The 24,555-nt window shown below is 63.1% G+C and carries 26 protein-coding genes; 12 read left to right on the top strand and 14 right to left on the bottom strand.

The annotated features are described in order from the left end of the window. The 6 genes from CVM52_RS01535 (at position 1) to CVM52_RS01510 (ending at position 3,823) form a co-directional block, all read left to right on the top strand. Entirely contained in the window at positions 1-990 is a 990-nt protein-coding gene (locus tag CVM52_RS01535; RefSeq protein WP_100160941.1) for an ATPase, T2SS/T4P/T4SS family, read from the top strand. Beyond that, positions 987-1,178, top strand: coding sequence for a hypothetical protein (locus CVM52_RS01530; protein ID WP_017468583.1), 192 nt, complete (start codon positions 987-989; stop codon positions 1,176-1,178). The genes CVM52_RS01535 and CVM52_RS01530 overlap by 4 nt, the downstream gene beginning before the upstream one ends. Then, positions 1,175-1,579, top strand: coding sequence for a hypothetical protein (locus tag CVM52_RS01525; protein ID WP_088626508.1), 405 nt, complete (start codon positions 1,175-1,177; stop codon positions 1,577-1,579). The genes CVM52_RS01530 and CVM52_RS01525 overlap by 4 nt, the downstream gene beginning before the upstream one ends. 6 nt (positions 1,580-1,585) lie before the next feature. Next, entirely contained in the window at positions 1,586-2,665 is a 1,080-nt protein-coding gene (locus CVM52_RS01520; RefSeq protein ID WP_088626507.1) for a TrbL/VirB6 family protein, read from the top strand. 332 nt (positions 2,666-2,997) lie between these two features. Further along, a complete protein-coding gene (locus tag CVM52_RS01515) occupies positions 2,998-3,267 on the top strand; it encodes a hypothetical protein (protein ID WP_017467932.1) in 270 nt (89 codons plus the stop codon). Next, on the top strand, positions 3,260-3,823 hold the full coding sequence (locus tag CVM52_RS01510; protein ID WP_017467933.1) for a hypothetical protein: 564 nt from the start codon (positions 3,260-3,262) through the stop codon (positions 3,821-3,823). The genes CVM52_RS01515 and CVM52_RS01510 overlap by 8 nt, the downstream gene beginning before the upstream one ends. A gap of 70 nt (positions 3,824-3,893) precedes the next feature. On the opposite strand, the gene CVM52_RS01505 is transcribed toward CVM52_RS01510, so the two are convergent. The 8 genes from CVM52_RS01505 to CVM52_RS01470 all read right to left on the bottom strand — a co-directional run bounded on the left by CVM52_RS01505 (position 3,894) and on the right by CVM52_RS01470 (position 14,650). Continuing rightward, positions 3,894-5,918 carry a type IV secretory system conjugative DNA transfer family protein gene (locus tag CVM52_RS01505; protein ID WP_027264453.1) on the bottom strand — a complete coding sequence of 675 codons (2,025 nt, stop codon included), beginning with the start codon at positions 5,916-5,918 and terminating at the stop codon, positions 3,894-3,896. Further along, positions 5,918-8,245, bottom strand: coding sequence for a relaxase/mobilization nuclease domain-containing protein (locus tag CVM52_RS01500; RefSeq protein WP_100160940.1), 2,328 nt, complete (start codon positions 8,243-8,245; stop codon positions 5,918-5,920). The genes CVM52_RS01505 and CVM52_RS01500 overlap by 1 nt, the downstream gene beginning before the upstream one ends. Continuing rightward, complete coding sequence (locus CVM52_RS01495) at positions 8,232-8,825, bottom strand: helix-turn-helix domain-containing protein (RefSeq protein ID WP_027264455.1); 594 nt, start codon at positions 8,823-8,825, stop codon at positions 8,232-8,234. Before CVM52_RS01495 ends, CVM52_RS01500 begins: the two co-directional genes overlap by 14 nt. A gap of 565 nt (positions 8,826-9,390) precedes the next feature. Next, a complete protein-coding gene (locus CVM52_RS01490; RefSeq protein WP_027264456.1) occupies positions 9,391-9,597 on the bottom strand; it encodes a hypothetical protein in 207 nt (68 codons plus the stop codon). 851 nt (positions 9,598-10,448) lie between these two features. Beyond that, positions 10,449-10,694: a hypothetical protein gene (locus CVM52_RS01485; RefSeq protein ID WP_027264457.1), complete on the bottom strand. Its 246-nt coding sequence runs from the start codon at positions 10,692-10,694 to the stop codon at positions 10,449-10,451. Positions 10,695-11,286: 592 nt separating this feature from the next. Beyond that, on the bottom strand, positions 11,287-12,216 hold the full coding sequence (locus tag CVM52_RS01480; RefSeq protein WP_100160939.1) for a DUF2493 domain-containing protein: 930 nt from the start codon (positions 12,214-12,216) through the stop codon (positions 11,287-11,289). Between the two features lie 555 nt (positions 12,217-12,771). Then, complete coding sequence (locus tag CVM52_RS01475) at positions 12,772-13,593, bottom strand: hypothetical protein (protein WP_100160938.1); 822 nt, start codon at positions 13,591-13,593, stop codon at positions 12,772-12,774. A 4-nt stretch (positions 13,594-13,597) separates the two neighbouring features. Then, on the bottom strand, positions 13,598-14,650 hold the full coding sequence (locus CVM52_RS01470) for an endonuclease/exonuclease/phosphatase family protein (protein WP_100160937.1): 1,053 nt from the start codon (positions 14,648-14,650) through the stop codon (positions 13,598-13,600). A gap of 508 nt (positions 14,651-15,158) precedes the next feature. Between CVM52_RS01470 and CVM52_RS01465 the strand changes: the two genes are divergently transcribed. From CVM52_RS01465 to CVM52_RS01450, 4 genes are read left to right on the top strand one after another with little or no spacing between them, the layout of a single operon-like run. Next, complete coding sequence (locus tag CVM52_RS01465) at positions 15,159-16,277, top strand: hypothetical protein (RefSeq protein WP_088626559.1); 1,119 nt, start codon at positions 15,159-15,161, stop codon at positions 16,275-16,277. 4 nt (positions 16,278-16,281) lie between these two features. Next, a complete protein-coding gene (locus tag CVM52_RS01460; RefSeq protein WP_100160936.1) occupies positions 16,282-17,364 on the top strand; it encodes a hypothetical protein in 1,083 nt (360 codons plus the stop codon). Beyond that, on the top strand, positions 17,357-18,343 hold the full coding sequence (locus CVM52_RS01455; protein ID WP_121066868.1) for a hypothetical protein: 987 nt from the start codon (positions 17,357-17,359) through the stop codon (positions 18,341-18,343). The genes CVM52_RS01460 and CVM52_RS01455 overlap by 8 nt, the downstream gene beginning before the upstream one ends. Beyond that, entirely contained in the window at positions 18,336-18,653 is a 318-nt protein-coding gene (locus CVM52_RS01450) for a hypothetical protein (RefSeq protein ID WP_028288521.1), read from the top strand. The genes CVM52_RS01455 and CVM52_RS01450 overlap by 8 nt, the downstream gene beginning before the upstream one ends. A 186-nt stretch (positions 18,654-18,839) precedes the next feature. Here the strand turns inward: CVM52_RS01450 and CVM52_RS01445 are convergent, their stop codons facing one another. From CVM52_RS01445 to CVM52_RS27565, 4 genes are all read right to left on the bottom strand, one after another. Beyond that, on the bottom strand, positions 18,840-19,568 hold the full coding sequence (locus CVM52_RS01445; RefSeq protein ID WP_100160934.1) for a DUF736 family protein: 729 nt from the start codon (positions 19,566-19,568) through the stop codon (positions 18,840-18,842). 117 nt (positions 19,569-19,685) lie between these two features. After that, complete coding sequence (locus CVM52_RS01440) at positions 19,686-19,964, bottom strand: hypothetical protein (protein ID WP_100160985.1); 279 nt, start codon at positions 19,962-19,964, stop codon at positions 19,686-19,688. Between the two features lie 81 nt (positions 19,965-20,045). Continuing rightward, positions 20,046-20,327 (bottom strand): DUF5983 family protein, encoded by a 282-nt coding sequence (locus CVM52_RS01435; protein WP_048534139.1) that lies wholly within the window; start codon positions 20,325-20,327, stop codon positions 20,046-20,048. Then, positions 20,324-20,698, bottom strand: a complete 375-nt coding sequence (locus CVM52_RS27565; protein WP_240620832.1) for a DUF6915 family protein — start codon at positions 20,696-20,698, stop codon at positions 20,324-20,326. The genes CVM52_RS01435 and CVM52_RS27565 overlap by 4 nt, the downstream gene beginning before the upstream one ends. 45 nt (positions 20,699-20,743) lie before the next feature. Here CVM52_RS27565 and CVM52_RS01425 point away from each other — a divergent pair, with 45 nt between their 5' ends. Both CVM52_RS01425 and CVM52_RS01420 read left to right on the top strand, forming a co-directional pair. After that, positions 20,744-21,853 carry a tyrosine-type recombinase/integrase gene (locus CVM52_RS01425; RefSeq protein ID WP_100160933.1) on the top strand — a complete coding sequence of 370 codons (1,110 nt, stop codon included), beginning with the start codon at positions 20,744-20,746 and terminating at the stop codon, positions 21,851-21,853. Positions 21,854-21,876: 23 nt separating this feature from the next. Further along, positions 21,877-23,937 carry a tyrosine-type recombinase/integrase gene (locus CVM52_RS01420; RefSeq protein ID WP_205964845.1) on the top strand — a complete coding sequence of 687 codons (2,061 nt, stop codon included), beginning with the start codon at positions 21,877-21,879 and terminating at the stop codon, positions 23,935-23,937. Here CVM52_RS01420 and CVM52_RS28045 read toward each other — a convergent pair. Together CVM52_RS28045 and CVM52_RS01410 are read right to left on the bottom strand one after the other, a co-directional pair. Beyond that, positions 23,878-24,159: a DUF6915 family protein gene (locus CVM52_RS28045; RefSeq protein ID WP_100160931.1), complete on the bottom strand. Its 282-nt coding sequence runs from the start codon at positions 24,157-24,159 to the stop codon at positions 23,878-23,880. The genes CVM52_RS01420 and CVM52_RS28045 overlap by 60 nt on opposite strands. Before the next feature lies 1 nt (position 24,160). Continuing rightward, positions 24,161-24,547: a DUF6878 family protein gene (locus CVM52_RS01410; protein ID WP_100160930.1), complete on the bottom strand. Its 387-nt coding sequence runs from the start codon at positions 24,545-24,547 to the stop codon at positions 24,161-24,163. Between the last annotated feature and the right edge of the window lie 8 nt (positions 24,548-24,555).

The raw sequence follows: 24,555 nt of genomic DNA, 5'->3' as shown, positions 1-24,555 counted from the left end.
ATGACGCTCTCCTACCTCCAGACCTCGCTCGACAAGCTGAAGGACGCCGCCCGCGATGACGTCATCGAGATATGCATCAACCCGGATGGCTCTTGCTGGGGTGAGTTCCAGGGGGATCACTTCATGCGGGCACTGGATAAGCGACTGTCGGTTACGGAGGTGCGCGATCTTGGCAACCAGATCGCCTCCTCAGCCAACACGACAATGAGCAAGGACAAGCCTATTGTCTCGGTTTCGATCACCTATCGTGACCGGCCGATCCGTGCCCAGGTCGTGACCCCGCCCGCCGTGCTATCCGGCATGTCGATCTCGCTCAGGTTCTTCTCGAGCCTACCGATGGACCAGATCGAGCTTCGTTTCCTCTATGGCGAAGAGCGCAAGCTCGAGGAGTTGCGCCAGGAGAAAAACCGAGCGCTGCGCGAGGTCGTCGCCTCCGGTGACATCTACGCGGCCATCCGCTTCTGCGTGGAGAGCAAGCTCAACATGATCGTCTCCGGCGGCACCTCGACGGGCAAGACCGTCGCGGCGCGCAAGATCCTCTCCTACGTTCCCGATGAGGAACGGATCGTCACCATCGAGGAAGCCGCAGAGCTTCTCCCCGCTCAGCCGAATGCGGTTACCCTGATCGCCAACCGCGACGCTGAATTCCAGTCCGCCGACGTGCTCCTGACCGCGACGCTGCGCATGCGGCCCGACCGGATCATCCTCGGCGAGGTCCGCGGAAAGGAGGCCATGACCTTCCTCGAGGCGATCAACACCGGCCATGGCGGTTCGATGACAACCCTCCATGCCGAAACCCCGCAGCTCGCCGTCCAGCGTCTCGCCATCGCCGCGCTCAAGACCGAGATCCCGATGGCCTACCAGGACATGGTCCAATACATCGAAAGCTCGATCGATGTGATCATCCAGGCGGGCCGCGAGGACGGCCAACGCGGCATCACCGAATTCTATCTCCCCGGGACCGAATTACAGGAAAGGTGCAAGGCATGAAGCGGTTTGAGTACGACATCCTCTTCTGCAAGGTGAAGAAGCAGAAGGACTATGAAGACATGCGGCGCGCCCTGAACGAACGGGGCGCCGAAGGCTGGGAGGTGATCTCCGCCGAGGCGGGCGATTATGGCTATACCGCGTTCCTCAAGCGTGAGGTCGCGGACCGGCCGACGGAGACGGCGACATGACACGTGCTCTCGCTCTCGCCTGTTCTTTCCTTCTTATGTCGGGCACCATCGCGTCTGCCGAGCGCAACCTGGTCCCGACGCTCGACAATCAACCCGATGTCTGCCCCGATCAGCCGCCCGAGCCGGATTGGATGCGAGACACCGAGGCTCGCGACGCCTACAAGCGGCTCCTGGTCCAGCAAATCTACCGGTTTCAGAGCATGGGACGCATCGTCGACGCGCAAAGCTGCACCTGCGCCACCCGGTATCCGTCCTGGGAGGCCGCCGAAGCCGTCTATTTTGATCGCTATTCCGCGGCTGACTATTGGAGCGTGGTCGAGGCGACGTCAGACTATCGCCGACGGGCGAACGATCTCCGAAAGCAGGCCATGCCGATCTGCGAAGCGGCCGGCAACTGGTAGCGGGTCATGAGCGTCGTCGCGTATTTCGTGGAAACGGCCGAAGGCTATCTGGACTCGGCGGCGGAAACCCAGTTCGGGGCCGTGGCCGCCACGGTCGGAACGATGCTGGTCCTCGGAACGACGCTCGTGGTCATCCTCGTCTGTCTCAACATGATCTACCAATACCGGTCCATGGACGGCCGGACCGCCTTCTGGCTCGCCGTGAAGATCGGCCTGATTGGTATATTTTCGACCAACTGGGTCCAGTTCAACGCACTCGCATCCGCCATACTGAACGGGATAGACAGCATCGCCGGATCGCTGGTCGCGTCGGTCGGCGGCGGGACGCCAGGTCCGTCTGGGACTTTCGCCGAGGAATTCGATCAGCTCATCGCGGCGCTCGGGGATTACCTGAACGCAGCTGGCTCCGAGCTGAACTGGATGGCTGGCGCGCTTCTCGACACGCTCGGCGTTCTCCTGCTCTCGATCCTCGGAGGGCTGGCAGCCTTCATTGTCGTCGCCTCCAGGCTCATGATCACGCTTTTGATCGGGATAGCTCCAGTGATGATCTTCCTGACCCTCTTCGAGGTGACCAAGGATTATTTCGCGCGCTGGCTCTCGGCGCTGATCTCCTTCGCGATCTACCCCATCGTCATCGCCGGCGTTTTCGCGACGATCACCGGGGTTTCGCGCGCATTGCTCGCCGAACTTGGTGATCCGGAGGGGGCTTCGAACATTGGCGCCCTCCTGCCCTTCTTCATGATGGTCCTCATGGCCAAGGGGTTCATCATCGCCACGCCCTTCATCGTCCGGTCGGTCTCCGGAAACATCATGATGCCGGCGCTTTCGGCGGGCTTTGGCGGAAGCTTCGCCTTCGCCCGAGGCTTGGCAGGAAGTCAGCAAGTCTATAACCGATACGCCATCGGAGGCGCGACAGGCGCCGAATATGCCGCGCTTCGGGCTAGGCAGTTTCTCGGCGTACAGGCGCTCCCGACCCGCCCTAATGCCGCGGGTGGTGCGCCGGCTGCACCTTCAGGCGACTCATCTGGCACCGGTGCACACATGCTTGCGCAACTGGCACGGCTAAGCAGGCTGGGTCGACGGTAGCGCAAACCGGACGAAGCAATTCTACCGGGAACAGGCTGTCCGTGGGCAAAATCTTTGCTGCCTGCTGGGATCATGACAAACAGCATGAATGGTTTTGCGTTGGTGGCATCGTGCTGCGTCTGGGGACGCCACACTGCTATAGGATCAGGCGCTAAGGCATCAGCGCCGGTGTTGCTGTCTGGGACGTCCGTCCTGTATCCCCTTCTCAGATCAAAGCGCGTGATTGCAAGCTTCCTATGAGAAATTGCCGGTAGCGGGCAGCAAATTGCAGCGATGTTTTAGTCGAAGCATTAACTTGTCACTTGACAATTTAAGAGGGTGGAGTATCTAAGGTGCCAAGGAAGAAGCACACATCAAAGGAAATCGAGGCCGTCATCCAGGAGCTCGAAGAGCTGGGATGGAACCTTATTGAGGGCAAGGGGCACGCGTGGGGGATCCTCCGATGCCCGGCCAACGATAAGGATTGCCGCTGTGGCGAGTTTTGTCAGATGTCTGTCTGGTCGACCCCGAAGAATCCACAGCAGTTCGCGAAAAAGATCCGACAGAAGGCCCTGGCCTGCGTGAAGCTTCAGAAGAACGACGAAGGTAATGCCAATGGCTGAAGAATTCGAATTCGAACTGGTCTTTGCACTCCCCGACGGAGAGCACGATGCGTTTTCGCTCTCTGACGCGATCTTCGAGGCGGGTTTTGAAGATGCGCTCGTGGGCACCGGTCACGCCGGTCTTCTGGGTGTAGAACTGGAACTTGAAGGGGATGAGGCCGAGAGCGCGATCCTTGAAGCGGCGCGGGCTCTGATCAAGGCGCTGCCGCAAGGCACAGTCCTGCGCGAGGTCCGTCCCGACCTGGTGTCTCTCGCGGATGTCGCCGAGAAGCTCGAGATAAAGCGACAGGCGCTCCAGCAGCGCAAGATGCCCCTCCCCGTTGCGGGTGGCCTCTACCGCATCGATGAAATGATCGAGGTTCTGATGGAGGCCGCAAACCCGGCAAAGGGGCAGCGTCGTCCGCGCTTTAACCTGGCTTCCGCCGCGAAGTGGTTTCGTGCGGGCCCCGCGGCCCGCAGGGTGAACGCCCAGTTGACGATGCGTGAGATCGACCCTGCGACGATTGAGCGAGCCCCTCGACCAGAGCGCGACGACCCTGGCTTTCTTCACCCGTGACAATGGTCGGCTCAAGGCCGTGGCCACAAGACACCATCGCGACATTCTTTCGTGTCGCCCGCATGGCGGCTCAGCCAAGCCCGAATTTCTCGCCCGTCTCGCTGACGTTTGCTTCCGAACCGGACATCTCCGCCTCCAACCGCTCGAGATCACTCACGGCGTCCTGAACTCGGGCGACGTCGTTTTCGGACGCAGCCTCCACCTCCAGATCTGCCTGCCGCCCGAACTCCATCTCCATCTGCCGCTGATCATCCGCAAGAACAGCGGCGCGGCCGCGCCGAGGCGCTTGAGCCGGACCGGACTCAAGGGGTGCAATCCCTCCGCCTTCTGTTAGCCCCATCCTGGCCTCGAAATCACGTTCCGTGAGACCTGACCCCCGCGGCGCCGTGGGCATCGCCCTGACGCTCAGGGGCAATTCCCCCATCGGAGGGACCGGCCCCGTCGGGAAGGGTAGCTCCCCCTCCTGGGCGGCATGGATGCCCTTGAAGAATGGGTCCTCGAAATACACCACGCGCTTGGCCCGGACCGGCATCTGGGCGTCCACGACGACGACGATCTCGTCGAGCGGCAGGCGCCGCGCCTCATCCTCGGGCAGGAGCGACACCTCCTCCGTCCGCTCCGATTGGCTGCGGCCCTCGAACGGGTTTTTCCCGACCGCGCGGGACCGCGTGACGACGGTTTTCGTGGTCTTGCCGACCGCCTTGCTCAGCTCCTCGACGGTCTTCTCGTCGGAGGGCGTCAGGTAGAGCTTGATCCCGGCGTTGCCCTGCAAGGCGCGCCGCGTGTTCTCGCCGTAGATCTCGTCGATGGCCGGGATGGTCTGGGTCACCACCGCGAGATGCCCGCGATAGGCGCGCAGCACCTCGATGCTCTCGGCCACGATCGGCATCTTTCCGAGCCGGTTGAACTCGTCGAGCATGATCATAACCGGCCAGGGCTCGTCCGGACCCGGTTCCTTGTCCTGAAGCGCCGACAGCAGGTCCGAGAAGAAGAGCCGGATCAGAGGTGCGAGGGGTTTCACCATGAGGGGCTGGACGACGAGGTAGACGCTGAAGGGTTTCTTGCGGATCGTCCGGAAGTCGAAGTCCGAGGTCGCCGTCGCATCGTCGATCGCCGGGTTCTGCCATTGATCGAGGCCCGAGGTCATCAGGAGCGAGACATAGGATGTCAGCGTATCGTTGTTGGTGGACGCCAGCCGTGTGAAGATCAGCCGCGCCGCGGCGTTTTGGACCTCATGGGCGCGCGCGAGATATTCCTTCTGCTTCTGCCCGCCCGAGGCGGCGATGCGGTATATCTCGCCGAGCGTCGGCCTGCGGCGTTGGAACGCGAGTAGCCCGGCCGCGACGAAGAGATCGATCCCCCCTTTGAGAAGCCCCTGAACACGGTCGTTGTCGTTCTGCAGGAAGAGTGTGGCCAGGAGCTGCAACTCCATCTGCTGGCGGGCCGGGTCTTTGAGCTCATAGATGCGCAGAAGTGGGTTGTAGCGATGCGTCCGCCTGTCCTCCCAATCCGTGGGCGCGAAGCGGAACACTTCGTCACCCTGCGCCGCCCGGTGGCGGGCCGAGGCCTCGAAGCATTCTCCCTTTACGTCGAGCACCACCGCTGAGCCCTGCCAGGTCAGGAGGTTCGGAATGACGAAGCCGGTGGTCTTGCCGCGCCCGGTCGGCGCTACGATCAACGCATGGGGAAAGGTCTTGGAACACAGGAACGGCGCACGCGAGCTTGGCTTTCCAAGCTTGCCGATCACAAAGCCCGTGCCCGGCGCGCCGAAGAAGCCGTTCCGCTTCATCTCGCGGCGGGTCTGCCAATGGGTATAGCCGAACCGGGTGAGCGCCGAGCCCGACATCGCAAGGCTCATCATGAGGCCCGCCACCCCGGCCCCGCCCATGATCAGGTTGATCAGGCGGAAGTCGTCGGGACGGGCGGCCCCGATGGCGCGGTAGTTCTGCACGATATAGAAGAAGTCGATCTCGGCCCGGAAACCCAGGTCCCGGAAACTGATCACGGCCGAGGCGATGACATAGCCGATCGCGATAGCGACCAGTGTGACCAGCGCGACGCCGAGGGCGAGGCGGCCCTTCCCTACCCCTCCCATCAGTGCGTCTCCCCGCGCTCGGTCTCGCCATCGACAAGATCGGCGCGGTGGAGCTCGAACTCGCGGTCGGCGATCTCCTCGACCACGGCGCGGGTCGCCTCGCTGTTGGCGGTGGCCGCGTCCGACTGCAGGTAGGTCTTCGCGGCGTAGAGCCGATCGAGACGGTCTTCGATCTGGGTCTTCAGCACGTCGACATCCCCGTCCCGCAGCCGGTCGATCTGCGCCGCGTCGAGCTCGCGCTCGACGGCGTCGCGGTAGGTCAGTCGCTGACCGTCGTCCTGGAACGGCGACTGCAGATTGCCGGCCCGTTCATGGTCGACGACCCGCCGGATGTCCGGATCGGCGATCGGTGCCCCCTCGACAGCGTCCCCCTCGCGCGCGTCCGAAAGCCGCCCGTCGCGCAGGTCGAGCGTCACCTCCCGCAACTCGTTGTCGCGGCGGACCTGGTTGAGGGCCTCGGTGTCGCGCAGATCGGTGACGGAAGCATAGGTCGCGCCAAGCCCGCGGGCGAGATGCGACGGCATATCGGGATAGCGCGCGCGGAACTCGTCCGTGACGGCATCCGCAACGGGGGTCCGCGCGTCGCGACCTTCCATGATCCGGTCGACTTCGCGGGTGATCTCGCGGGCCCGGGCCTCGTCGGTGATGCGCTCCCGGTAGGGCTCGGACCGGTCGATCACGTCGCCCGGGCGCGCGAGCAGTTCGGGATGCGCATCGAGGTAGCTGCGTTGCTCTTCTTCGATACGCCGCTCCGCGCGGGAGACGATCTCCCACTCCCGCGCCTCGATCTGGTCTTCGGTCAGACCTTCCGAACGCATGTCCTGGCGGATGGCGCGCTCCATGTCCTCAGTGGCGTCCCGATGATAATGGACCCTCTCCGTCACGGTGCGATCTTCCACGACACCGTCCTCACGCAAGACCCCTGCCCGCTCCAGCGCGACGCCGAGCTGGACATGGGCCCGGTTGAGGGTCTCGCGCGCCGTCTCCAGATCCGCGCGGCGCTCGAGGTTGAGACCGTCCCTCTCGGCCACCCGCGCCAGATCGTCAGCGATCCATTGCCGCTCGAGCGCGGCGTTCTGCGCGCCGGTTTCCATCCGGGCGACCACCACGGACGAACTGATCCCGGTCCCGCGCAGCGCGGTGTCGACCTGCGCCCGCACCTCGGGGTCTCGCAACCGGTCGAGCCGGGCCGCATCGATATTGGTCTCGGAATAGACCCCGCCCTCCGAGGGCTTTTCGGTCAATGTCACGGATCTGAGCCCTAGCGGCTGCATATGCGCGAGCCGCGACTGGATCTCGTTGAGGCTGCGCTCGAGCCGCGGCCGTTCGGCCTCCGGCTTCGCATCGATCATGCCCTGGACGCGCGCGACCTGATCGGCATAACGGGTCCTCAGATCCTCGAACGATTGCTCCTCTGCCATGTAGACGCCTCCTTCCAAAGTCAGCTTGCCGCCCTTGGCCAGAAGCTCTCCCGAGCGGAACAGGGCATCGGCGATGTCCTCGCGGTTGTCCGCAGAGGCCTCAGCGGCAAGCGAGTGATAGATGATCCGGGTGTTTGCGATCTCTTCGAGGGCGCGATCAAGATCGGCCCCGACCCGTGGCCGTGGCTCCGCGGCCCGCCCCTCAACCTTGGCCGCATAGACCTCGCGGGTGCGCGGCGGGTAGTGCACGACACCCCGATCGAGCCGCCGCGTGGCCTCCAGACGCACGCCGAACCGCTCGGCCTCTTCCACCATGGCGAGGCGGAAATCGTCGTAGTTGAACCGGTGATCGCGACCCAGGAAGAAGAACTCACCCTCCTGCGACCGGCGATTCAAAACTATATGTGCGTGGGGGTGATCGCGATCCTCATGCACCGCGATGATGTAGTCGAAATGTCCCTCTTCGGACTGAAAGAACCGCTCGGCGACATTGGCGGTGATGTCGCGCACGTCCTCGCCCCGGGTGCCGATCGGATAGGACATCAGCATATGCGTCGTCTGTCCGAGCTTGGGCTTGAACCCCGCACTCCAGCGCTTGGCGAAGCGGTCGGTCAGGTCCTTGACCTCCGAACCCACAAGCCTCGTCTTCCCGTCCAGGAACCCGCTGCTGTCCACGATATGCGAGGACTTGGTGGTGAGGTAATCAAGCTGGTTCATGAGCTGGGATTTGGTATGCGTGCCCCCGCCCCGGATCGCCTTGAAGACCGCCGCACGATGCCCCGCAGCGGCGCGCACGAGCTGCCTCTGCCGGGACGCCTGCAGCCCTTGCATCGAGCCCCGTATCCGGCTCCAGCCATCCCGGAAGATCTCTCCGGTGACGTCATGGACGGCATCATTCAGCCGCATGGGCGAACTCCCTCAGAGCGGCAGTGGCGGAGAGCCGCATCCCATCCCGACGACGGCGCAAAAGCAGGTCGATCTCGTCAGCGGAATCGAGGATGAACCGCGCCAGCGCACGCATCTGCACGAGGCGCAGTTCGGACAACTCTGCGTTCGGCGCGGAGCCTTCCCCCTGCCCCTCCCGGCTGGCTTTCATCATCTGCTTGGCGACCTGCACGACGCCGTTGCCGACCTCGTGCAAGGAGGCCCGGTAGCGCGCCATCTCAGCCGCCAGATTCGCGTCCGGAACGAACGTTCCCCCCGCCGCCTGGATCAGCCGCCGGACCCCCTCCGTGCGGGTCTCGATCCCCGCCGCGGACAGCACCTCATCCAGCGCAGCAAGCTCTTCTGGTGTCAGCTTCACCGTCACCGCGGCCGTCGCCACGGCCGCATCCTTCTGGCGTTCTTCGTCCGCCTTCAACGTGTACTGGATGGCCCGCGGCGTGACCCCGAACCGCTCCGCGAGCGCGGAAGTCCCCACACCTGCTGCGGCCTCACGGATAATCTCCGCCCGCTCCGTCTGTGTCAGTCTCTTGGTCCGGCTCATACGAAGAAAGCCCCCCTATTTCCTGCCACCTTCATTCAAGGTCGCCTTCATCATACGAAACTATATCTAACGGTCAATACAATATTATTGCAGATTGCCCCCAGGCGACCTTGAATTCCGCTTCGAGCCGAGCACCGCAGGTGCGAGGCCCGGCCCGAAGGGCCCAGAAAACCCGACCATCTCCAACCGCACCTCGGCCGCCCGTTGTCATGCCCGCGCCCGAGGGTCTGGCCGAACACGGACCCGTGTTCGGACGGAAGCGAGGGGCGGCGCATCCCTCCACCGACGGGGCTGACGGACAGGGTCAAGGGCGGCCAGATTTGGCTCGGCCCAAATCTCTGCCGGAAAAACCGGCGGGCGTAGCCCGACTGTTATTCCGGATGGCCCCCTTGAGGCTGGCCGGCAGACCTGTTCCAGGCGATCTCTGATATCCCCCGTCAGGACCGCTTGCGGTCCTGACGCCTTCCCGGGGACGCCGGCCGAAGGCAGGGGTTCCCGGGTACAGCGCAGCCTTCCCTGAAACAGGGAAAGGGCCGCCCCTAGGGCGGCCCATCTTTGAGGCGGACTATTCCTGCGGTTCCTTCGCGCTCGGCGGGAACATCACCAGCTCCTGGACCGCGACGGGGAAGTCGAGTTTGAGGCTGAAGAACTCCGAGCCGTCCCCGTTGCGAGTGTTGCGGAACATCGCGCCGACGCGCTGGAAGCGGGTGCGCTCCTGACCTTCGTTGTCGGTGAACTTGACGGGAACGGTGGCGACGTAGTGGTTGGTCATTTGGGTCTCTCCTTTTTGCGATGGGGATCACCCGGCACGGGGGGCAAGGGAGGTCCGCAAACACAAATGCGGAGGGTCCGCGCGCCCCGCGCGTGGAAACCGTATTTGTGTTTGCCGGAGCGTGAGCGGAGGGCACGGACCGCCCGACCCCGTGCGATCCACATCTATGAGCAAAGAGGGGAGACCCAAATGTGCACCCCGCTCCTCAGCCGCCATCGGTCCTGTCGAGTTATGTCAGACGTGACCAGGTCCGCCCCCGCTTCCAACGCGTCGGCGCGATGGTTCGCGTGCGCCCGATCGGCACGACCGCGATCGTCTGCCTCAAGCTCGGCTTCCCCGTCGCCTGTGTGGCGATCCGGGGCGGTGATACAGCCGCAGGTCTGGCAGCAGAGTTGTCGGCCCGGACGGGTCGCCGTCATCGGGCGGCGCGGTCGATGCGCTGCGCCCGCCCCAGCGATCTGCACCCGGACGGGCGGATCGCGGGGTTTCTGGCGCGCATGAGGGCAACCCCGCCGGCTGGCTCCGTCAGGAGACCGCCGCCGGGGTATGCCACTCAGCACGTCCAGGGGCCTCGTGTTCCGGGTGGAGGCCGGCACGGCCGGAACCTGCGAGCGCGGTGACGGCGGTGCAACCGCCGGCAGGGGCCCGGCATGACCGACGATCGATCACCACCGACCTTCATGTTATTTGCGTCTGACTGAGGGGCCACAGACAGTTGAGGAGCGCAGCAGCCCCGCCCGGCCTTAGCCGGGCGGGGCTGCACTTATGGATGGTGTCGCAGTCGTCGAGAGCGTGGAAGGGTTAGAGAGAGGGATCACCGGGCGACGGGGCCGCCCGATGAAAGGTACTGTTCAGGCGAAGAGAGACTCGCTGAGGTGCGAACAATGCGCACAGGCCTCCCGCCAGTGGAAATTGACGCTCCCGCCATCGATAGTCTCCCAATCGGTCCGCAACGCGTCTTTCCCGCAGGCGACGCAGGGGACGACATGGCCGCCAATATCGTGATGGTCTTTCCCGGTGGAAGTTCCGCGCTGCGACGTGCCTGTGCGGTCGCAGTGTCGGCAAAGGTCGTCCTCGGTCTTGTTCTCGTCGGTCATGATCTCATCTCCAGATGTTCGTGGACCACCACGTGAGTGTGGTGGCAAGGCCGAATGCCTGGTTGCCGAAACTGTCCGGGTCAGGGACGGCGCAGCCGCCGGCGTGCCGGGCGCAAAAGTTTTCCGGGCGCATCGCCCACCACGGGGGCGTCATCGAACACTGGACCGCCCTCTCCTCCCCGGCCCCCCTAGCCGAAAAGTCTTGCGATCCTTGACGCGGACGGGTTCGGGGGCCATCCGGAGGATATGCTTCCGCACTCATGTGTGTGTGATTAACGACAGGTTTGCCCGACGCGAGCAGGCAAAGGGTGCTGCCCGGACGCGGGACACGAATGGAGCGGCGGGATCGTTTTGCCCCGCAAAACAGACCGGAGCGTAATCCGGTGGAGCGGCCGGGGCGCGACGTGCTCGCGAGACGGGCAAACCGGGACGCCGGGTGCTGCGCCGTGGTGAGGCCGCATGGCCGAATGCGCGATCGGCCATGGGCCGATATCTCCCCTGCGACACGCGCAGGCGAGCGAAGGAGGCCGTCAGTTTAAGCACACGCCGATGGAAACGCCGAAAGGGCCGCCCAAAGGCGACCCTCTCTCATTCACGCGTCTGCCGTCTTCTTCGCCGGATCGGCGACCCGCATCACCGTCAGGCCTTTCGCCTCCGCCTTCTGCCCGAGGTTGAGCGCGACCCCGTTGCCGCCGAAGAGCACGACCCCGGTCGCGGCGAACTTGTCGTCCAGCATCTCGTCGTTACACTTGAAGGGTGCCGCCCGCCCATGTGCGGACCAACGCGGATCGAAGCGCGCCTGCGCGACGCCGCGCGCCCGAGCCCACCGTGCGGCGATCATCTCGGCCCCGTGCTTGCCACCCTTGTGGCAGAGGAAGATCTCCTGGTTGCGGTTCTGCCGGATGCGCTCGCGAACCCTGTCGAGTGTCGAGAAGATGACGTCGATATCGGTCCAGTCGGTCGCCCCCGATACGATCAGGGGAACCCCCTCGAGCTTCGACTTCGCGGCGGTTTCGCGGTCATGCTGCTCCAGGAGCTGCCGGGCCTCGAAGACCGCCCCGGTCTCCTGAGCGCGAGCACTGGCGCGCGATCCCGATGCCGGGATGAAGGCATGGCCGGTCTCGACCTCGTAGCATTCCGCCGCCGCCTCGCTCATCACCTCGATGGCCCCGACGATCTCGCGGACCTGCAAGAAGCGGGCCTGCGCCTCTTCCAGCGCGGTCTCGGCGATCTCCGATCCATCGTGGGAGTTTGCCAAGGCGCCGATCTTGTCGGCGGTGCGGTCGAGCTCCTTGCCGAGAGCGATCTTGCGGCGCTGCAGGATGGTGGCGAGCCCGTGCGCGAGCGGTTCGATCTCGGTCTCGAGGCCGGTGCCGCGCAGCTGGCCGAGCAGGGCCTCGAAGGTCTCGCGGACGATGCTGTCGATCAGGATGTTATCATCGGGGATCGGCAGCTCGGCGTCTTTCTCCGTGAGGCCGAAGAGTTCGATGGTCTCGTAGGCGTTCGCGTTGTCGTAAGTCATGTTGGTGTCTCCAGATGTTCGGGGAACCACCACGGGAGTGTGGTGGCATGGCCGTACGTCTGGTTCACCGAATCTGTCCGGGTCAGGGACGGCGAAGCCGCCGGCGTGCCGGGCGCAAAAGTTTTCCGGGCGCATCGCCCACCACAGGCGCGTCATCGAACACTGGACTGCCCTCTCCAGACCCGCCGCCCTCGCCGAAAAGTTTTGCGATCCTTGAGGCGGGCTGATTTGGGGGCCATCCGGAGGATATGCTTCCGCACTCATGTGTGTGTGTTGTTGACGGTAGGTTTGCCCGACGCGAGCAGGCAAAGGGCGCGACCGGACGCGGGAGACGGATGGAGCGGCGGGATCGTTTTGCGCCGCAAAACAGACCAGAGCGCAATCCGGCGGAGCGGCCGGGGAGCGGCCTGCTCGCGAGACGGGCAAACCGGGGTGCCGGGCGCTGCGCCGCGGTGAGGCCGCATGGCCGAATGCGCGACGGACCGCAGGGCCGTTCTCGCCTGCGACACGCGCAGCCGAGCAGGGGAGAAGGCCGCAAGGCTTAGGAAGACATGTTCAGGGATCAAGCCACTTGCTATGCTGCTCCACCCGCATGTCCCCGAGGTCCGCGTCGAGCAGATCGATCGTAGGATCGCCCAGGGTGACGAAGCCGCCGTCGACCGCGCCTCGTTCGATCGACAGGATCGCCTCGGCATAGGGAATCTCGGTGACGGTGACGCCGAGCGCCTCCAGTGGGCCGACGACGAGGCCGCGCGCCGGTTCCGCGAACCTCGGAATCCGTAGCTTGAGGCCCTGCAACACGTCCACGCCCTCAAACTCCGGCTCAAAGACCGTGTCAGCGCCGAACACATTCCGGCCCTTGTCCGGGTCGTAGAGCAGGATCAAGGGGGTGATGGATTGCTGAACCCTGGCCCAGTCGATCCGACGCAACACCACCCGGTAGGCATCGCTGCGCGCCTGTCGATCCGGATTCTGGATGAAGACTGTGTAGTACCTGTCCGGGAACACCACCGAGACGGAACTGTGCCTCGTGACCTCCAAATCGTTTGCTGCGGTGGCCGTGGCAGATACCGAATACGTCCCGGGGACCAGGAACCTGCACATGAGTTGCGCGGCCACGGCGTCACATTGCGCGACATGAGAGCGCCCCACCGGCTGCCCCGCCACACGCCATGTCAGTGTCCTCACATCCGGATCCGCAGTCGAGTTGAATTCGGTGTCGAGCCCAACCTGTGCCGTGACGCTTGCGGGGGTGATCTCGAGGGAGGGCGGCTCCGCAGGGGCGACCGCCCGTCCCAGGACAGACCCGCCGATCCCCACGATCGCGGCCACCGTCACACCGACCAGAATCTGCCCGCCAAGACTCTCTGAGGACATCGGCCTACTCCGAGACGGTCATCACGATCGGACAATGATCGCTCGGATAGGCTTCCGCAAAGGTCAGGACCTTCCCGTCGGCGAAGGGCTGAAGGCTCCCATCACAACGGGTCAGCGCGGCGCCGGGATCGCGGAACACGTAGTCACCCGTAAGCTCGATCTGATCCGCCGTCAGCGTCACACCTTCCGCGAGGTTCTCCACGACGAAGAAGTCGATCTCGGCGCTGCTGCGGGGCGTGTAGAGCCATGGGCGCAGCCCCTCGGCCTCGAACTGCGGGTTGTTCGCCATGGCCTCCTCGCCCAATCGAGCGAAATCGAACGCGAACGAGGACCAGCACGCGCGTGTCTCGGCACCCGGCAGGATGTGCCCCTGCGGCACGTTCGGGAAGAATTCCGCCCGGATGTTGTCGGCCCCCTCCAGGAGTTGCCGGTTGAAATCCCCCGCCAAGATGATCGTCGCCTCGTCGTCCTGGGCGTCCATCCAGGCACGCAGGCGTCGCACCTGCTCGCGCTGCGTCGCACAGTCGTCCTCCGTTCCGGGCTCGACAGAATTGTTCTTGCAGGTCGCCTTCAGGTGGATCGACGGCACCAGATAGCGTCGCCCGTCGACCGACAGATCGACGCCCACGCCGCCGCGTACCGGGCGCGCGGGCGCGCCGCATTCGTTCTGATGCGGCACGGCGAGCTCATCGATCTGGAAGAAACGGTGCGCGAACGTGTCCCTGATCGCGATCGCGTTGTATATGTCGTCAGCATCCGCCGCGCACTTCTGTGCGTTCTCATAGCAGCGGGTCTCGAACCGGAAGCTGTACCCGTCGGGGAGGACCGCTTCCAGCGCCGCGACGCTGCCAATCTCCTGGAATGCGATCACGTCCGCATCGATGGATGAGATGATCTCCCGGATACGGGTGTAGTCATTCGCGTCGCGGTCGAACCCGCGCAATTCCGAGCCCGGCGCGCCCAGGTTCGCAATGTTCCAACTGGCCACCGTGAAAGGTTCCGCGAAACAGACGGTCGGCACGAGCAAACATGGAAGGACGAAATGAAAGCCCCGCATCTAAAACCCTCTTCTCGGAATTGAAATCATAGGAAAATCGTTGGTCTTGAGACCACGATACGACAGTATCGATGGTTTCGCGACCCGAGATCCTGTGAGGATTTCAATAGGGAAAAAGAAAGACGCCATCCCGGGAGGTGGGATGGCGTCTGATCTCTTCTGCCCGCGCCACGGGAGGAGGTGTGGCGCAAACCTGAGGCCGATCTCCAGGGAGGAGGAGAGGAGAGCAACCTCAAAAGTAGGCTAGCCTGAAATGCTGCGGTGCAACAACGCCAAATGCTGCAATGCAGCTATGCGCTTCATGCAAAGCTACATTCGGAGACCTTTCGTATACTATTGTCGAGCGGCAAATATGGGTGACCCGTCAATATTCGATATGTGCCCATAGGCGTTTGTCTAAGTACTTGCGAACGCGGAACCACTGGTTACGCGACGCCTGTTCATCCGGCATTTGCCCGGAAAGGCCGACGGAGATAGGCTTTTGCAAGTTCAAAGGAGAGAGTCTCAGGTGTTGCGAAGGGTTCAATACATAGACCGCCCCAGCTTCCCTGACGAGCTGTTCGCAGACGTTGACTCGGCACAGTTGCGGATGGCGTTGAGAAACCTCCAGTCCGCGGTGCGTGCCGTCACCGGTGCCATGCGAGACATGTACGCCTTCCCTGACGGCAGCGATCTCAAGGTTGGCGTCACTCCGGAGACCCACCTGAACGCAAGGGCCCGCCAGTCGCGCGTCGGCGGTCCGTTCTCGATCGAGTTCACGTCCGGCTACGTCCTTTGGGCGGCCGTCGTAAGCTCGGTACTCGCCCGCATGGTGGCCTCAGGGTTTCGCCTCGAAAGGACCGTGTCCCTGTCGTTCCGTGACTTCGCAGAGGACGTGGCGACGTCCGGGGTGCAAACCTGCGTCGACCTGACGATCAACGAGATCGGTCCGGACATCGAGGGCAGCTGGCTCTTCTTCTTCGAGTCGCTCTATCTGCCGGTCTTGTTTCACGAGCTGGCCCATGTAGTGCGAGGGCATCTCGGCCTGCTCCGACAGCGACACGGCGGGGCGGGCCTGTGCATGGTGGACGAGTTGATGAGCCAGGATGCGGGCAACACGCCTCCCGGCTTTCCGCTACGCGATGTCGAGATCGATGCCGACGTCTACTGCTCGGGTATGTCCGGCGAGTTCGCCTTCGCGCGATCCGCGACCCTGCCGCGCTGGCAGTATATGACGGGCAAAGAGAACCTTTATGCCGAATTCGTAGGATACGCACTCTTCGTGGTCGGCCAGGAACGCATGGCGCGCGACAGGATCGGAACCCGCGACACCTACCCGTCGCCAAATCTGCGGTTGCTCCTACACTCTGTCGCCCACAGGGCGCGTTGGAATGTGGAACATCCCGAAAGTGACTATTTCGCCGAGATATTTGAGCCCGCCATGGAATTATTGGCACCGCTCGAACCGGCCTTCCCCGAGCTCGATCTCCTCCGGGACACGATTACCAGGGAGGGGGAGGCCGACCTCAGGAAAGAGATCGCCGCCTATTTCGATCAGGACCCCGAAACGGAGGACGGGCTTTTTGCACCCTTCGCGTTCGACGCGCGATGGAGCGACCCCATCCCGAAATTCTTCGGGATATCGTGATCGAATGGAAGAGGTCTCGCGTGCGTTTTGGAAGGTCGATCCCATCGTCAGGTCTATGGGCGGATATCTCGACGTCATAGGGCTTACACCAGTCGAGACGACATTGGTGCACTGGACCGAACATGTCTTCGACATCAACATAGGCCTCCTGGACGCGCGCGATCCGGACCTCAACATCAAAGGGATCGACCTCGTCATCTCAGCCGGCGATGCTCCGAACGCGGCCGCGCGCCAATCGGGCGATCGCCGTGCAGTCATCATAAGCCTCGGCCTGCTGCGAAAACTTTGGCGGTTCCTTACGGCCGCAGCCCATCATCCGGACGTGCTTTCGCGCGCGCACCCCCTGAGGGATCCGGGCAAATCGTGGAAAGAGGCGCTCGACGGCCCGCTCATTGCCTTCGATGACTGGTCGATGGAGGCGGAGCGTGCGGAGTATTTCGTCGACATCCTGATGCAGATGTTCGACTACGTGATTTCGCACGAACTCGCGCACCTCCTGCGGCGGCATATCGATCTCCTCTTTCCGGACGCGACACCCGGCTTCGTCGACGAAGCGGCAACATATCTGGACCAAGCCCCCGGCCGATCGCCAGAATTGCTGCCGGAAACGCTACAGGATATCGAGTTTGACGCGGATGCGAACGGGCTGAACCAAATGCTCCTGAGCATGGATGAGAAACATCCGTTTCTGAGGGGCTGGACCGCGGAGGATGGGCTCGAATACGGCTTCCAGCTGGCGTTCGCCCATATCCTTGTCATGCGGGCGCTCGACACGAGGGAGGGTCCGGTGGATCGACCGGGGACGGAATATCCCTCCCCGCTCTTTCGGGCGATGAACTTCACCAACCTGGTGTTCAGATCCCTTCACGACCTGGTGCCGTGTGACTTTGAAGAGTCGGTGCGCGTCCACGACACCGCCTGGTTCGAGGCGAGTGAGATCTCCAAAGACATCGGTTTCGGCGACGGCAGATGGTTCGGGGAAGGCCCCTCGGACGCGGATCACGAGAAGTTCCTCGTCAGAGAAGCACGATATTTCGAGGCCACACGCCGGATCGATCGCATCCTCGACGGTGCTGACAATGGGTGAGGAAGACCTCGAAACCCTGACCCTGATCCGCGTCGCCGGAGAGTTCGTCACCTACGTGCTCTTCCCCGGGATCGACGAGACAGCCTTCGCCGAACGGATAGACTGGAGGCACCGCGAAAGTGCGGGCCTTGACGCGATCATTTCGCCTTGGCGCAAGGATCGCTATCGCATCGCGATCGGAACCGCCGTACCCGATCTCATCCTGTCTCGCCTCCAAGCCGTCAACGTCGAAGGAGAGACCGCAGCTCGGGCCGAGCGGTTGGGCGGGATCGAGCCCGCAATGACGCTGGCATGGTTTGCCGGTGTCGCCTTTTTCGCCACCCACGAAGCCTGCCACGCCGCCGCAGGCCATGTCGCCTATCAGAAGGCGCTGAATCCGGAAACAAGCACGGGTGACTTGCCGCGACCTCTGGATCTGGCGACATTCCGGCTCCTGTCAGAGCTTGAAGCCGACGGGGCCGCCGCAGCCAGCCTCCTGTCGGCGGATTATGAGCTGATGCGCACGATCGAAGGGCTCTCATCCGACGGTGATGACAGAGCCGACAGCGCCATGATGTTCATCGTCATCGGCGTCTTCGCGACCCTGGAACTTCTCGCCTCGGAAGGGCCCGTCGAGGATGGGTATCCAACGCCCGAGACGCGCTACCTGAACGTGGTCGCGGCCGTGTTCCGCCACGTGGCACCGCACCTTCTCCTGCTGAAGTCGGGCGACTATGTTCGCCGCGAGGCGAGCGGCGAAGAGGTGCAAAACGTCGCGAACAGGTTTCGCCACTCGGTCCTTCCGGCGCTCGCCGCCCTGAACCACTTCGATGTGACCGCGCCCTTTGGGGAAGACATTGCGGCGCTTCTCGGCGGGGCGATCCCGAACAAAAGTGAAGCGGGGCGAGACCTTGCGCGCTATAGTCGCAACCGGGCCCGATTCATGCGGGCATTGAGTGGATTTCGAGAGACACGGATGTGGGACGATTTCAATGACTGACGTTGTGGTGGTGATGCGCCTTGCCGGCGATGACGCGGACGCGTCCAAACAGGATATCCTCGCGCTGTTGGAAGGCGTCGCCGGTGCGGACGTTACCGACAGCTCGGTCGACGCGGCCCTGGGCATGACCGCAAAAGAGCTTGTGCTGACCGTGACGATCAGTTTCGCGACGTCCGTCTCGGCGAATTTCGCAACCAAGGCGATCGAGGACGCGTTGCAAGGACCACTACCCGACCAGGTGACGGTCGAAGAGATCTTTTGTGAGACGCCCTCCGAGAACGATGGCACGGTGGAAGAGACCTCGGAGTGATGCTTTGCCAGCGGGGCTATCGCACCGGCGAGTTTCGCCATCACCTTGCGACGGGCAGGCCGTTGACCTCGAACTGACCGGCCACAAAGAAAAACGGGAGCCGCGTTTCCGCAGCTCCCGTAAGTTAGGCAGACCGGGCCGGTCTAGGCCGGCCTCGTTTATCGATCGGGACCAGGTTCCGTCACATCAGGACACCAGAGACAGTCCCGCACCAGCGTCCCGCTCGCGCGCACCGCTCTCGACGAAGGGAATGATCGAGAAGGTCTGGCCGCCGCGCTGCTCCTCGTTCTGCACGGCGTTTACCCGCAGATCGCCATCGGGCGTGTTGATGAGGAGCGAGACGTAGTCGTTGCCGGTGCGGTTGCTCTTCGCCATCCAGGCCGAACCCACGCGGATCGGGTGGCCCTTGGGCGAGGAGACCTCGATCCGGTAGTCGGGATGGGTTTCTTCGGTCTTGAACGTGTTCTCGATCAGCATGAAGTCGAGGTCGAACATCATGTTGGCGATGTAACCGGCGAAGGCGTTGTCTCCATCCATCGCGGTCAACTCGCCCGAGATCGAACCGGACTTCATGCCACCGTTCGAGACCAGCGGGATGATCTCGAATTCACCGGTCATTGCTTCGCGTGCTTCCTTCGTCTGCACGGCGTTGACCCGGAACGGCCCGAGGCCGACATCGATCTGCATCGAGATGTAATGGTTACCGGTGGTGTTGCCGGTCTCGTTCCAGGCTGTGCCGATACGCACCTTCCGGCCCGACTTGTTCACCGCGGTCACATCAAAATCCGGGCTGCGCTCGGACATCTTCGTGCGGGTCTCGAGCTGGATCGCGATGTCGAACCGGCTCGAGTGGATCATTCCGGAATAGGCGGTGGCTGCGGTCTCGGCATTCTTGGTCAGGGTTCCTGCGAACATGGGTCTTCTCCTTGGGTTTGCCGCTGCCCGGCACTTGGCCAGAGCACGCGGGATTGCTTTTCGACCCCTCATGGGATCGCAAAACCACAAAGCCCTCTTTCCTTTCTCTCCTGACCGTCAGCCCGGCCCGGCGCTGGACGAGGTGTCCGACGTCGCCCCGCGCACCACCCTCCCCTGCTCTGCCGCGGCATCATTGTTCGGTTCCAATATGAAGAAGTCGGCCTCGGCCCCGTTCAACTGGCGGCCGCTCCGGTCTGTCAAACCGATCGTGCTGCCGTTCCGCACAAAGGTGATGAGGTATTGGCCGAGGCCATCCCGATGCACCCGGTAGCCCTCGCTCGCCCAGTGGACGGATTGGCCGGCATCCACGGCGGCCTTGATCTCGGCGATGTTCATCTGGATCTCCATTTCAGTATTGGTGTTGGAAACAAGAGAGGCCTGATCCGCAGATCGGGCCTCTGCACACCCGCATTCGATCTACCAATCGAAGACCTCGAGATAGGGCACCGGCGGGACATCCCGATCGAAGAGAACGTAGTCGCACCCCGCATCCATCGCCAACGCCATGACCGCCTTGAAGGCGTCACAGTCGACGCCTTCCGGCAGATCGGCGAGCGTCTCCGGGACGGAGAACAGCCAGCCATACTCATTCTGCAAGCTCGGCGATTTGGCGAAGAGCCCGTTCTCGATGGCCTGGACGGTTTGTTCAGGCAGATGTGCGGTGCTGCAATCGTAGAATCTGCGGACGTTGCGCATCATGATCCCCTCGCCTCCATCCAGTCCTTGAGGCCGAGGATCGTCTTGCCCTCAGCCACCTCGGCCAGCCATTTCGTGCGCGGATCGCCGACGGGCTCATGCGCCGGCCCGTCGATATGCCCGTTGGCCATCCAGGGCTCGGGCTGGATCCGTCCGAGCCAGTCGGCGAGGCTCGGGATGCGGCCCTGACAGTCTTCGCGGACATGCTGCTCGCCGATCCAGCGGATGGGAATCTCACGCCCCGCCTCATTGGTGAGCGAAAGCCCGAAAACCCGTTCGGCTTCGAAGATGCCTTGCGTGTGATGGCGCAGCGCACGGTGGGTGAAGATGGCGAGATGCTCCTTTGAGGCATCGATTATCTGGACACTTGCGATTTCACCTCCAAGGCTGAAGTTTTCACCTTTTTCCGAGGACCGATTATGCAAGTCACCAGAACTCCGGAGGGGACTGTCCCTCGCTATTTTGTCTGCGACGATGCTGGTAATTCCGTCGAACCGATTCACGATTTCCTCCGTTATCTTGACGCTCGGGGCTCATCCCCGAACACCATTCGATCCTACGCCTATGACCTGCGGCGCGTGTGGGAGTTCTTCGAAGCCCGAGGGCTCGAGTGGCAGGGATTAAACATCGCGAATGCTGTCGATCTGATCGCTTACCTGCACGACCGGATCGATATGCGCCCCGGCCGGTCCGCAACCGCGGCTGGCCCGGATCGGCTGTCACCGGCAACGATCAATCGAGCGCTGGCGGCAATGTCGTCTTTCTGCGACTGGGCGATCATCGCAGGGACGCTGACCCCGCCGAACCCGATGCGGGTCAGCAAGAGTATCAACAAGCCTTCGGTCACCGATCGGCACCGACCGTTCTTTGAAGGCATTTCCCGTCGCGCAGCGAGCGTGCGCGTAATCCGTGTTCGCAGCGTTCACCGCCTGCCTCGGCCGATGAGCGACGACCAGATCGAGCGTCTCCTCGCCGAGGTGACTTGCCTGCGCGATCGCGCCCTTGTGCTCTTGATGCTTCATGGCGGCCTTCGACCAGGCGAAGCGCTCAGTCTGCATCTCGAGGATATCGCCTATGGGCGGCGGCGCGTGACCGTTCGATGTCGCGATGACCACCCGAAAGGGGCACGCGGAAAGTCGCGCGTCGAGCGTGTCGTCGACCTCCATGACGGGCAGGCCCTCGATACCATCAGCGCCTATGTCATGCGTGATCGTCCCCGCGAGGCGGAGTCGCCGTTCATCTTTCTCGTCGGCGGAAACGGCACTAGGCGATCTGAGCCCTTGTCCTATGCCGCGTTGGCAAAAGCCTTCGCGCGAGCGGCAGAACGCGCCGGGATCAAATCGCACGGCGTCACACCGCATGCGCTGCGGCATACCCACGCCACCCGCATGTGGGAAGCAGGCATGCGAGAGCTGACCCTGCAGCGCCGGCTCGGGCATGCATCACCCGAATCGACGCGCATCTATACACGCGTGTCCGACGCCACTGTGCTCGCCGAGTACAGCCGTGCAATGGGACTGAAGCCATGACGGCCCCCTTGCCGGATGCCCTGATGACGTTTCCGACCGACATCGCGCCGTCGCATAGCGGGGAGGAGGAATACCGCACATTCATCCTCAGCCTCGACATGACCCGCGATATGAAGAACCGGTATATCGCTCAACGTCGAGAGTTCGTCGCCGCTTTTCCCGATCTCGCTCTTTGGTGCGAACAACCGCTTGAGGTTCGGCTCGGCCGACTTCACGGAACATCCGCCTTCACACCTGAACACCCCGCCTCGTTCTGGGCGCGGCAATATCTCTACTACCTCGCCCTCACGGACCGCCTGCGCCTCGACTATGGGTTCCTCCTGTCGATTTCGCCGATGTATGCCGCCCAACTCGCAAATCACCTGGGCATCGATCTAGGCATTCCGGATCTCCGCAAGCGCCAGAAAGCGATGGGGTATCACCAGACGACGCCACAGGGGTCGTCCATCTGGGTGGTTTCCCGCATCGCGCTTCATGCCGGCATACGTTCGCCTGAACTTATCACCTCCGACGACCTTGACCTGTTGAACGATGCAATTTCTGCATATGCGGCGTCTTCCCTGATGAAGCGCTTCCATGGCCATGATCCTCAGAAGGCCAAGACGACCGCCCATTTCTGGCACCGCTATGTCCGTCAAACACAGCTTGTACTGCACCACCTCGGCAACGGTATCGCGCGACCACGCATGACCGCCGACAAGCGAAGGCCTTATGTCTATCCGAGGCCGGATATGGGTGTTTTCATCGAGCGCTGGCTGGAGATCAAGCGCACCAGCCTTTCCAGGGTGACTGTCGACCACTGCGCCGTGTCGCTCCGCCGCTTTGTCGACTTCCTGGTTCGCTACGATCCAAAAATCGAGAAGTTCGCCAATGTCACGTCCGAGGTGATGACTGCCTTCCTGATCGATCTAAGAAGCCAAGTCGGCGCCAGAACCAAGCGTCCATTGTCGATTACCGCCCAGAGATCCCGTGCGCTTCATGTCGCGCAATTCCTCAGCGAGGGGGCGGCCTGGGAATGGCCGGATTTCCCGACGCGACCGGTTCTGAACACGCGTGATCTTCCCCGCCTTCCACAACGCCTGCCGCGATACATTCCTGCCGAACAACTCGGCCCGCTCATGGAAGAGGTCCGCAAGCTTCCCTGCGATTTCCAGCGCGCCGCAATTCTGACCGCGCGTTGGTCCGGCGCCCGTCGGACAGAGATCGCAAGGTTGCCCGTCGACTGTCTGGACACCTATCCCGACGGAACGCCGCGACTGCGCATTCCGGCGGGAAAGACCTACAGAGAGCGGCTTGTGCCGCTTCACCCTGAGGCTGCTGACGCTCTTCGCAAGGTCATCGACCTGCGCGCAAAGTCGGACGAACGCCCGGTCCCGGATGCCAGAACCGGCCAATACGTCAAGTTGCTCTTCTACCGCCGCGGTGTCGCGATCTCGCCCGACTATCTGTTCAATTATCCCCTCAAAGATATCTCTCACCGACTCGGCCTGGTCGATGGAAAAGGGCAGAATCTCATCTCGGCACATCGCTTCCGCCATACGGTCGGCACGGAACTCGCCGAAGGCGGTGCGCGGATGCAGACGATCATGGACGTGCTCGGGCATCAAAGCCCGCATATGTCGATGGTCTATATCCGTGTCAGCGATGAAGCGGTGCTCGCCGACTATCAGGCCGTGTTGAAACCCGATGCGCCGATCGCCGGACCCGCGGCAGAGATCATCCGCAATCAGCGCCTGCCGCAAAGCACGGTCGATTGGCTGAAGTGCAACTTCCTGAAGACCGAGCTCGAACTCGGCCATTGTCTCAGGCTACCGGAAGAAGGTCCCTGTGAATGCGACCTCTATCTGAACTGCGCCAAATTCGTCACCACACGATCTTATGCGCCGAGGTTGCGCGCGCGCCATCGCCTCGAACTCAATCTGACGGAAGATGCGCGTTGCCGCGGTTGGACACGAGAGATCGAACGGCATTCAGGAATAGCTTCGCGCATCGAACAGCTTCTCGTCGAACTGGGCGAGCCAGTCTCAGACGCGGCCCAGGGGGTCGGGCAGACAGTCGAAGCGGCACGGAAAATGTCGCGGTAGCCCACAGGTACCTCCCCGCCGCCCGCTCCGCTGCGCGCGTATCCGCGCTACGCGGGCGGCGGGGGCCCTCCTATGGACAACCACGACAAACCCCGACCGGGAGAACAAAAACAGCTTGATTGTCCGGATAACATCGAACCAATCGTGGATGGCCTGATAGTCGGATGGCGACCCGCCGTACTTCCGGGCCGAGCTTTCGGCATGATGGAGGGGATGGGCCATGTCAGAGCCCCTCGTCACGGCTGTGGGAGCACTCGACATATCGGTCGGCATGATCCAGTGCGATGCTGTCAGCGGTGACATCCCAGGTCAGCGTGCCATAGCCGCCCTCGTTGTTCTCGAAGCCGGGATGCTGGTGATAGGCGACGGACCAGGCGAGGTCGCCGAGCTTCGTGGCGAGATCGTCGGGGAGCGCAATGCCGACCGGCTGCACCGTCACGTCTTCGATATTCCCCGAATCGCCGTAGCCCTCGTATTCGGCGGTGACCTCGGTGATGCCGAGGCCTCGCAATTGCGGGAGCAGCTCGTTTCGGGCGGCCTTGTTGGCGGCTTCGCGCTCGGCCTGCCATTTTGCCATCGCCTCGGCAAAGGTGGTCTCGGAGTTGGTCATGGGTCTCG

The organism is Pseudooceanicola lipolyticus (assembly GCF_002786325.1).
Lineage (GTDB): Bacteria > Pseudomonadota > Alphaproteobacteria > Rhodobacterales > Rhodobacteraceae > Pseudooceanicola_C > Pseudooceanicola_C lipolyticus.
The sequence above is the reverse complement of the archived record's forward strand: the minus strand, read 5'-3'. Positions and strand labels throughout refer to the sequence as shown.

Coding starts and splice junctions, on each gene's coding strand:
- CVM52_RS01470 (WP_100160937.1), bottom strand. CDS start 14,650: ATGCGGGGCTTTCATTTCGTCCTTCCATGTTTGCTCGTGCCGACCGTC.
- CVM52_RS01410 (WP_100160930.1), bottom strand. CDS start 24,547: ATGACCAACTCCGAGACCACCTTTGCCGAGGCGATGGCAAAATGGCAG.
- CVM52_RS01460 (WP_100160936.1), top strand. CDS start 16,282: ATGGAAGAGGTCTCGCGTGCGTTTTGGAAGGTCGATCCCATCGTCAGG.
- CVM52_RS28045 (WP_100160931.1), bottom strand. CDS start 24,159: ATGGCCCATCCCCTCCATCATGCCGAAAGCTCGGCCCGGAAGTACGGC.
- CVM52_RS01530 (WP_017468583.1), top strand. CDS start 987: ATGAAGCGGTTTGAGTACGACATCCTCTTCTGCAAGGTGAAGAAGCAG.
- CVM52_RS01535 (WP_100160941.1), top strand. CDS start 1: ATGACGCTCTCCTACCTCCAGACCTCGCTCGACAAGCTGAAGGACGCC.
- CVM52_RS01520 (WP_088626507.1), top strand. CDS start 1,586: ATGAGCGTCGTCGCGTATTTCGTGGAAACGGCCGAAGGCTATCTGGAC.
- CVM52_RS01420 (WP_205964845.1), top strand. CDS start 21,877: ATGACGTTTCCGACCGACATCGCGCCGTCGCATAGCGGGGAGGAGGAA.
- CVM52_RS01480 (WP_100160939.1), bottom strand. CDS start 12,216: ATGACTTACGACAACGCGAACGCCTACGAGACCATCGAACTCTTCGGC.
- CVM52_RS01425 (WP_100160933.1), top strand. CDS start 20,744: ATGCAAGTCACCAGAACTCCGGAGGGGACTGTCCCTCGCTATTTTGTC.
- CVM52_RS01510 (WP_017467933.1), top strand. CDS start 3,260: ATGGCTGAAGAATTCGAATTCGAACTGGTCTTTGCACTCCCCGACGGA.
- CVM52_RS01435 (WP_048534139.1), bottom strand. CDS start 20,327: ATGATGCGCAACGTCCGCAGATTCTACGATTGCAGCACCGCACATCTG.
- CVM52_RS01500 (WP_100160940.1), bottom strand. CDS start 8,245: ATGCGGCTGAATGATGCCGTCCATGACGTCACCGGAGAGATCTTCCGG.
- CVM52_RS01485 (WP_027264457.1), bottom strand. CDS start 10,694: ATGACCGACGAGAACAAGACCGAGGACGACCTTTGCCGACACTGCGAC.
- CVM52_RS01440 (WP_100160985.1), bottom strand. CDS start 19,964: ATGAACATCGCCGAGATCAAGGCCGCCGTGGATGCCGGCCAATCCGTC.
- CVM52_RS01505 (WP_027264453.1), bottom strand. CDS start 5,918: ATGGGAGGGGTAGGGAAGGGCCGCCTCGCCCTCGGCGTCGCGCTGGTC.
- CVM52_RS01525 (WP_088626508.1), top strand. CDS start 1,175: ATGACACGTGCTCTCGCTCTCGCCTGTTCTTTCCTTCTTATGTCGGGC.
- CVM52_RS01450 (WP_028288521.1), top strand. CDS start 18,336: ATGACTGACGTTGTGGTGGTGATGCGCCTTGCCGGCGATGACGCGGAC.
- CVM52_RS01475 (WP_100160938.1), bottom strand. CDS start 13,593: ATGTCCTCAGAGAGTCTTGGCGGGCAGATTCTGGTCGGTGTGACGGTG.
- CVM52_RS01445 (WP_100160934.1), bottom strand. CDS start 19,568: ATGTTCGCAGGAACCCTGACCAAGAATGCCGAGACCGCAGCCACCGCC.
- CVM52_RS01455 (WP_121066868.1), top strand. CDS start 17,357: ATGGGTGAGGAAGACCTCGAAACCCTGACCCTGATCCGCGTCGCCGGA.
- CVM52_RS01490 (WP_027264456.1), bottom strand. CDS start 9,597: ATGACCAACCACTACGTCGCCACCGTTCCCGTCAAGTTCACCGACAAC.
- CVM52_RS01495 (WP_027264455.1), bottom strand. CDS start 8,825: ATGAGCCGGACCAAGAGACTGACACAGACGGAGCGGGCGGAGATTATC.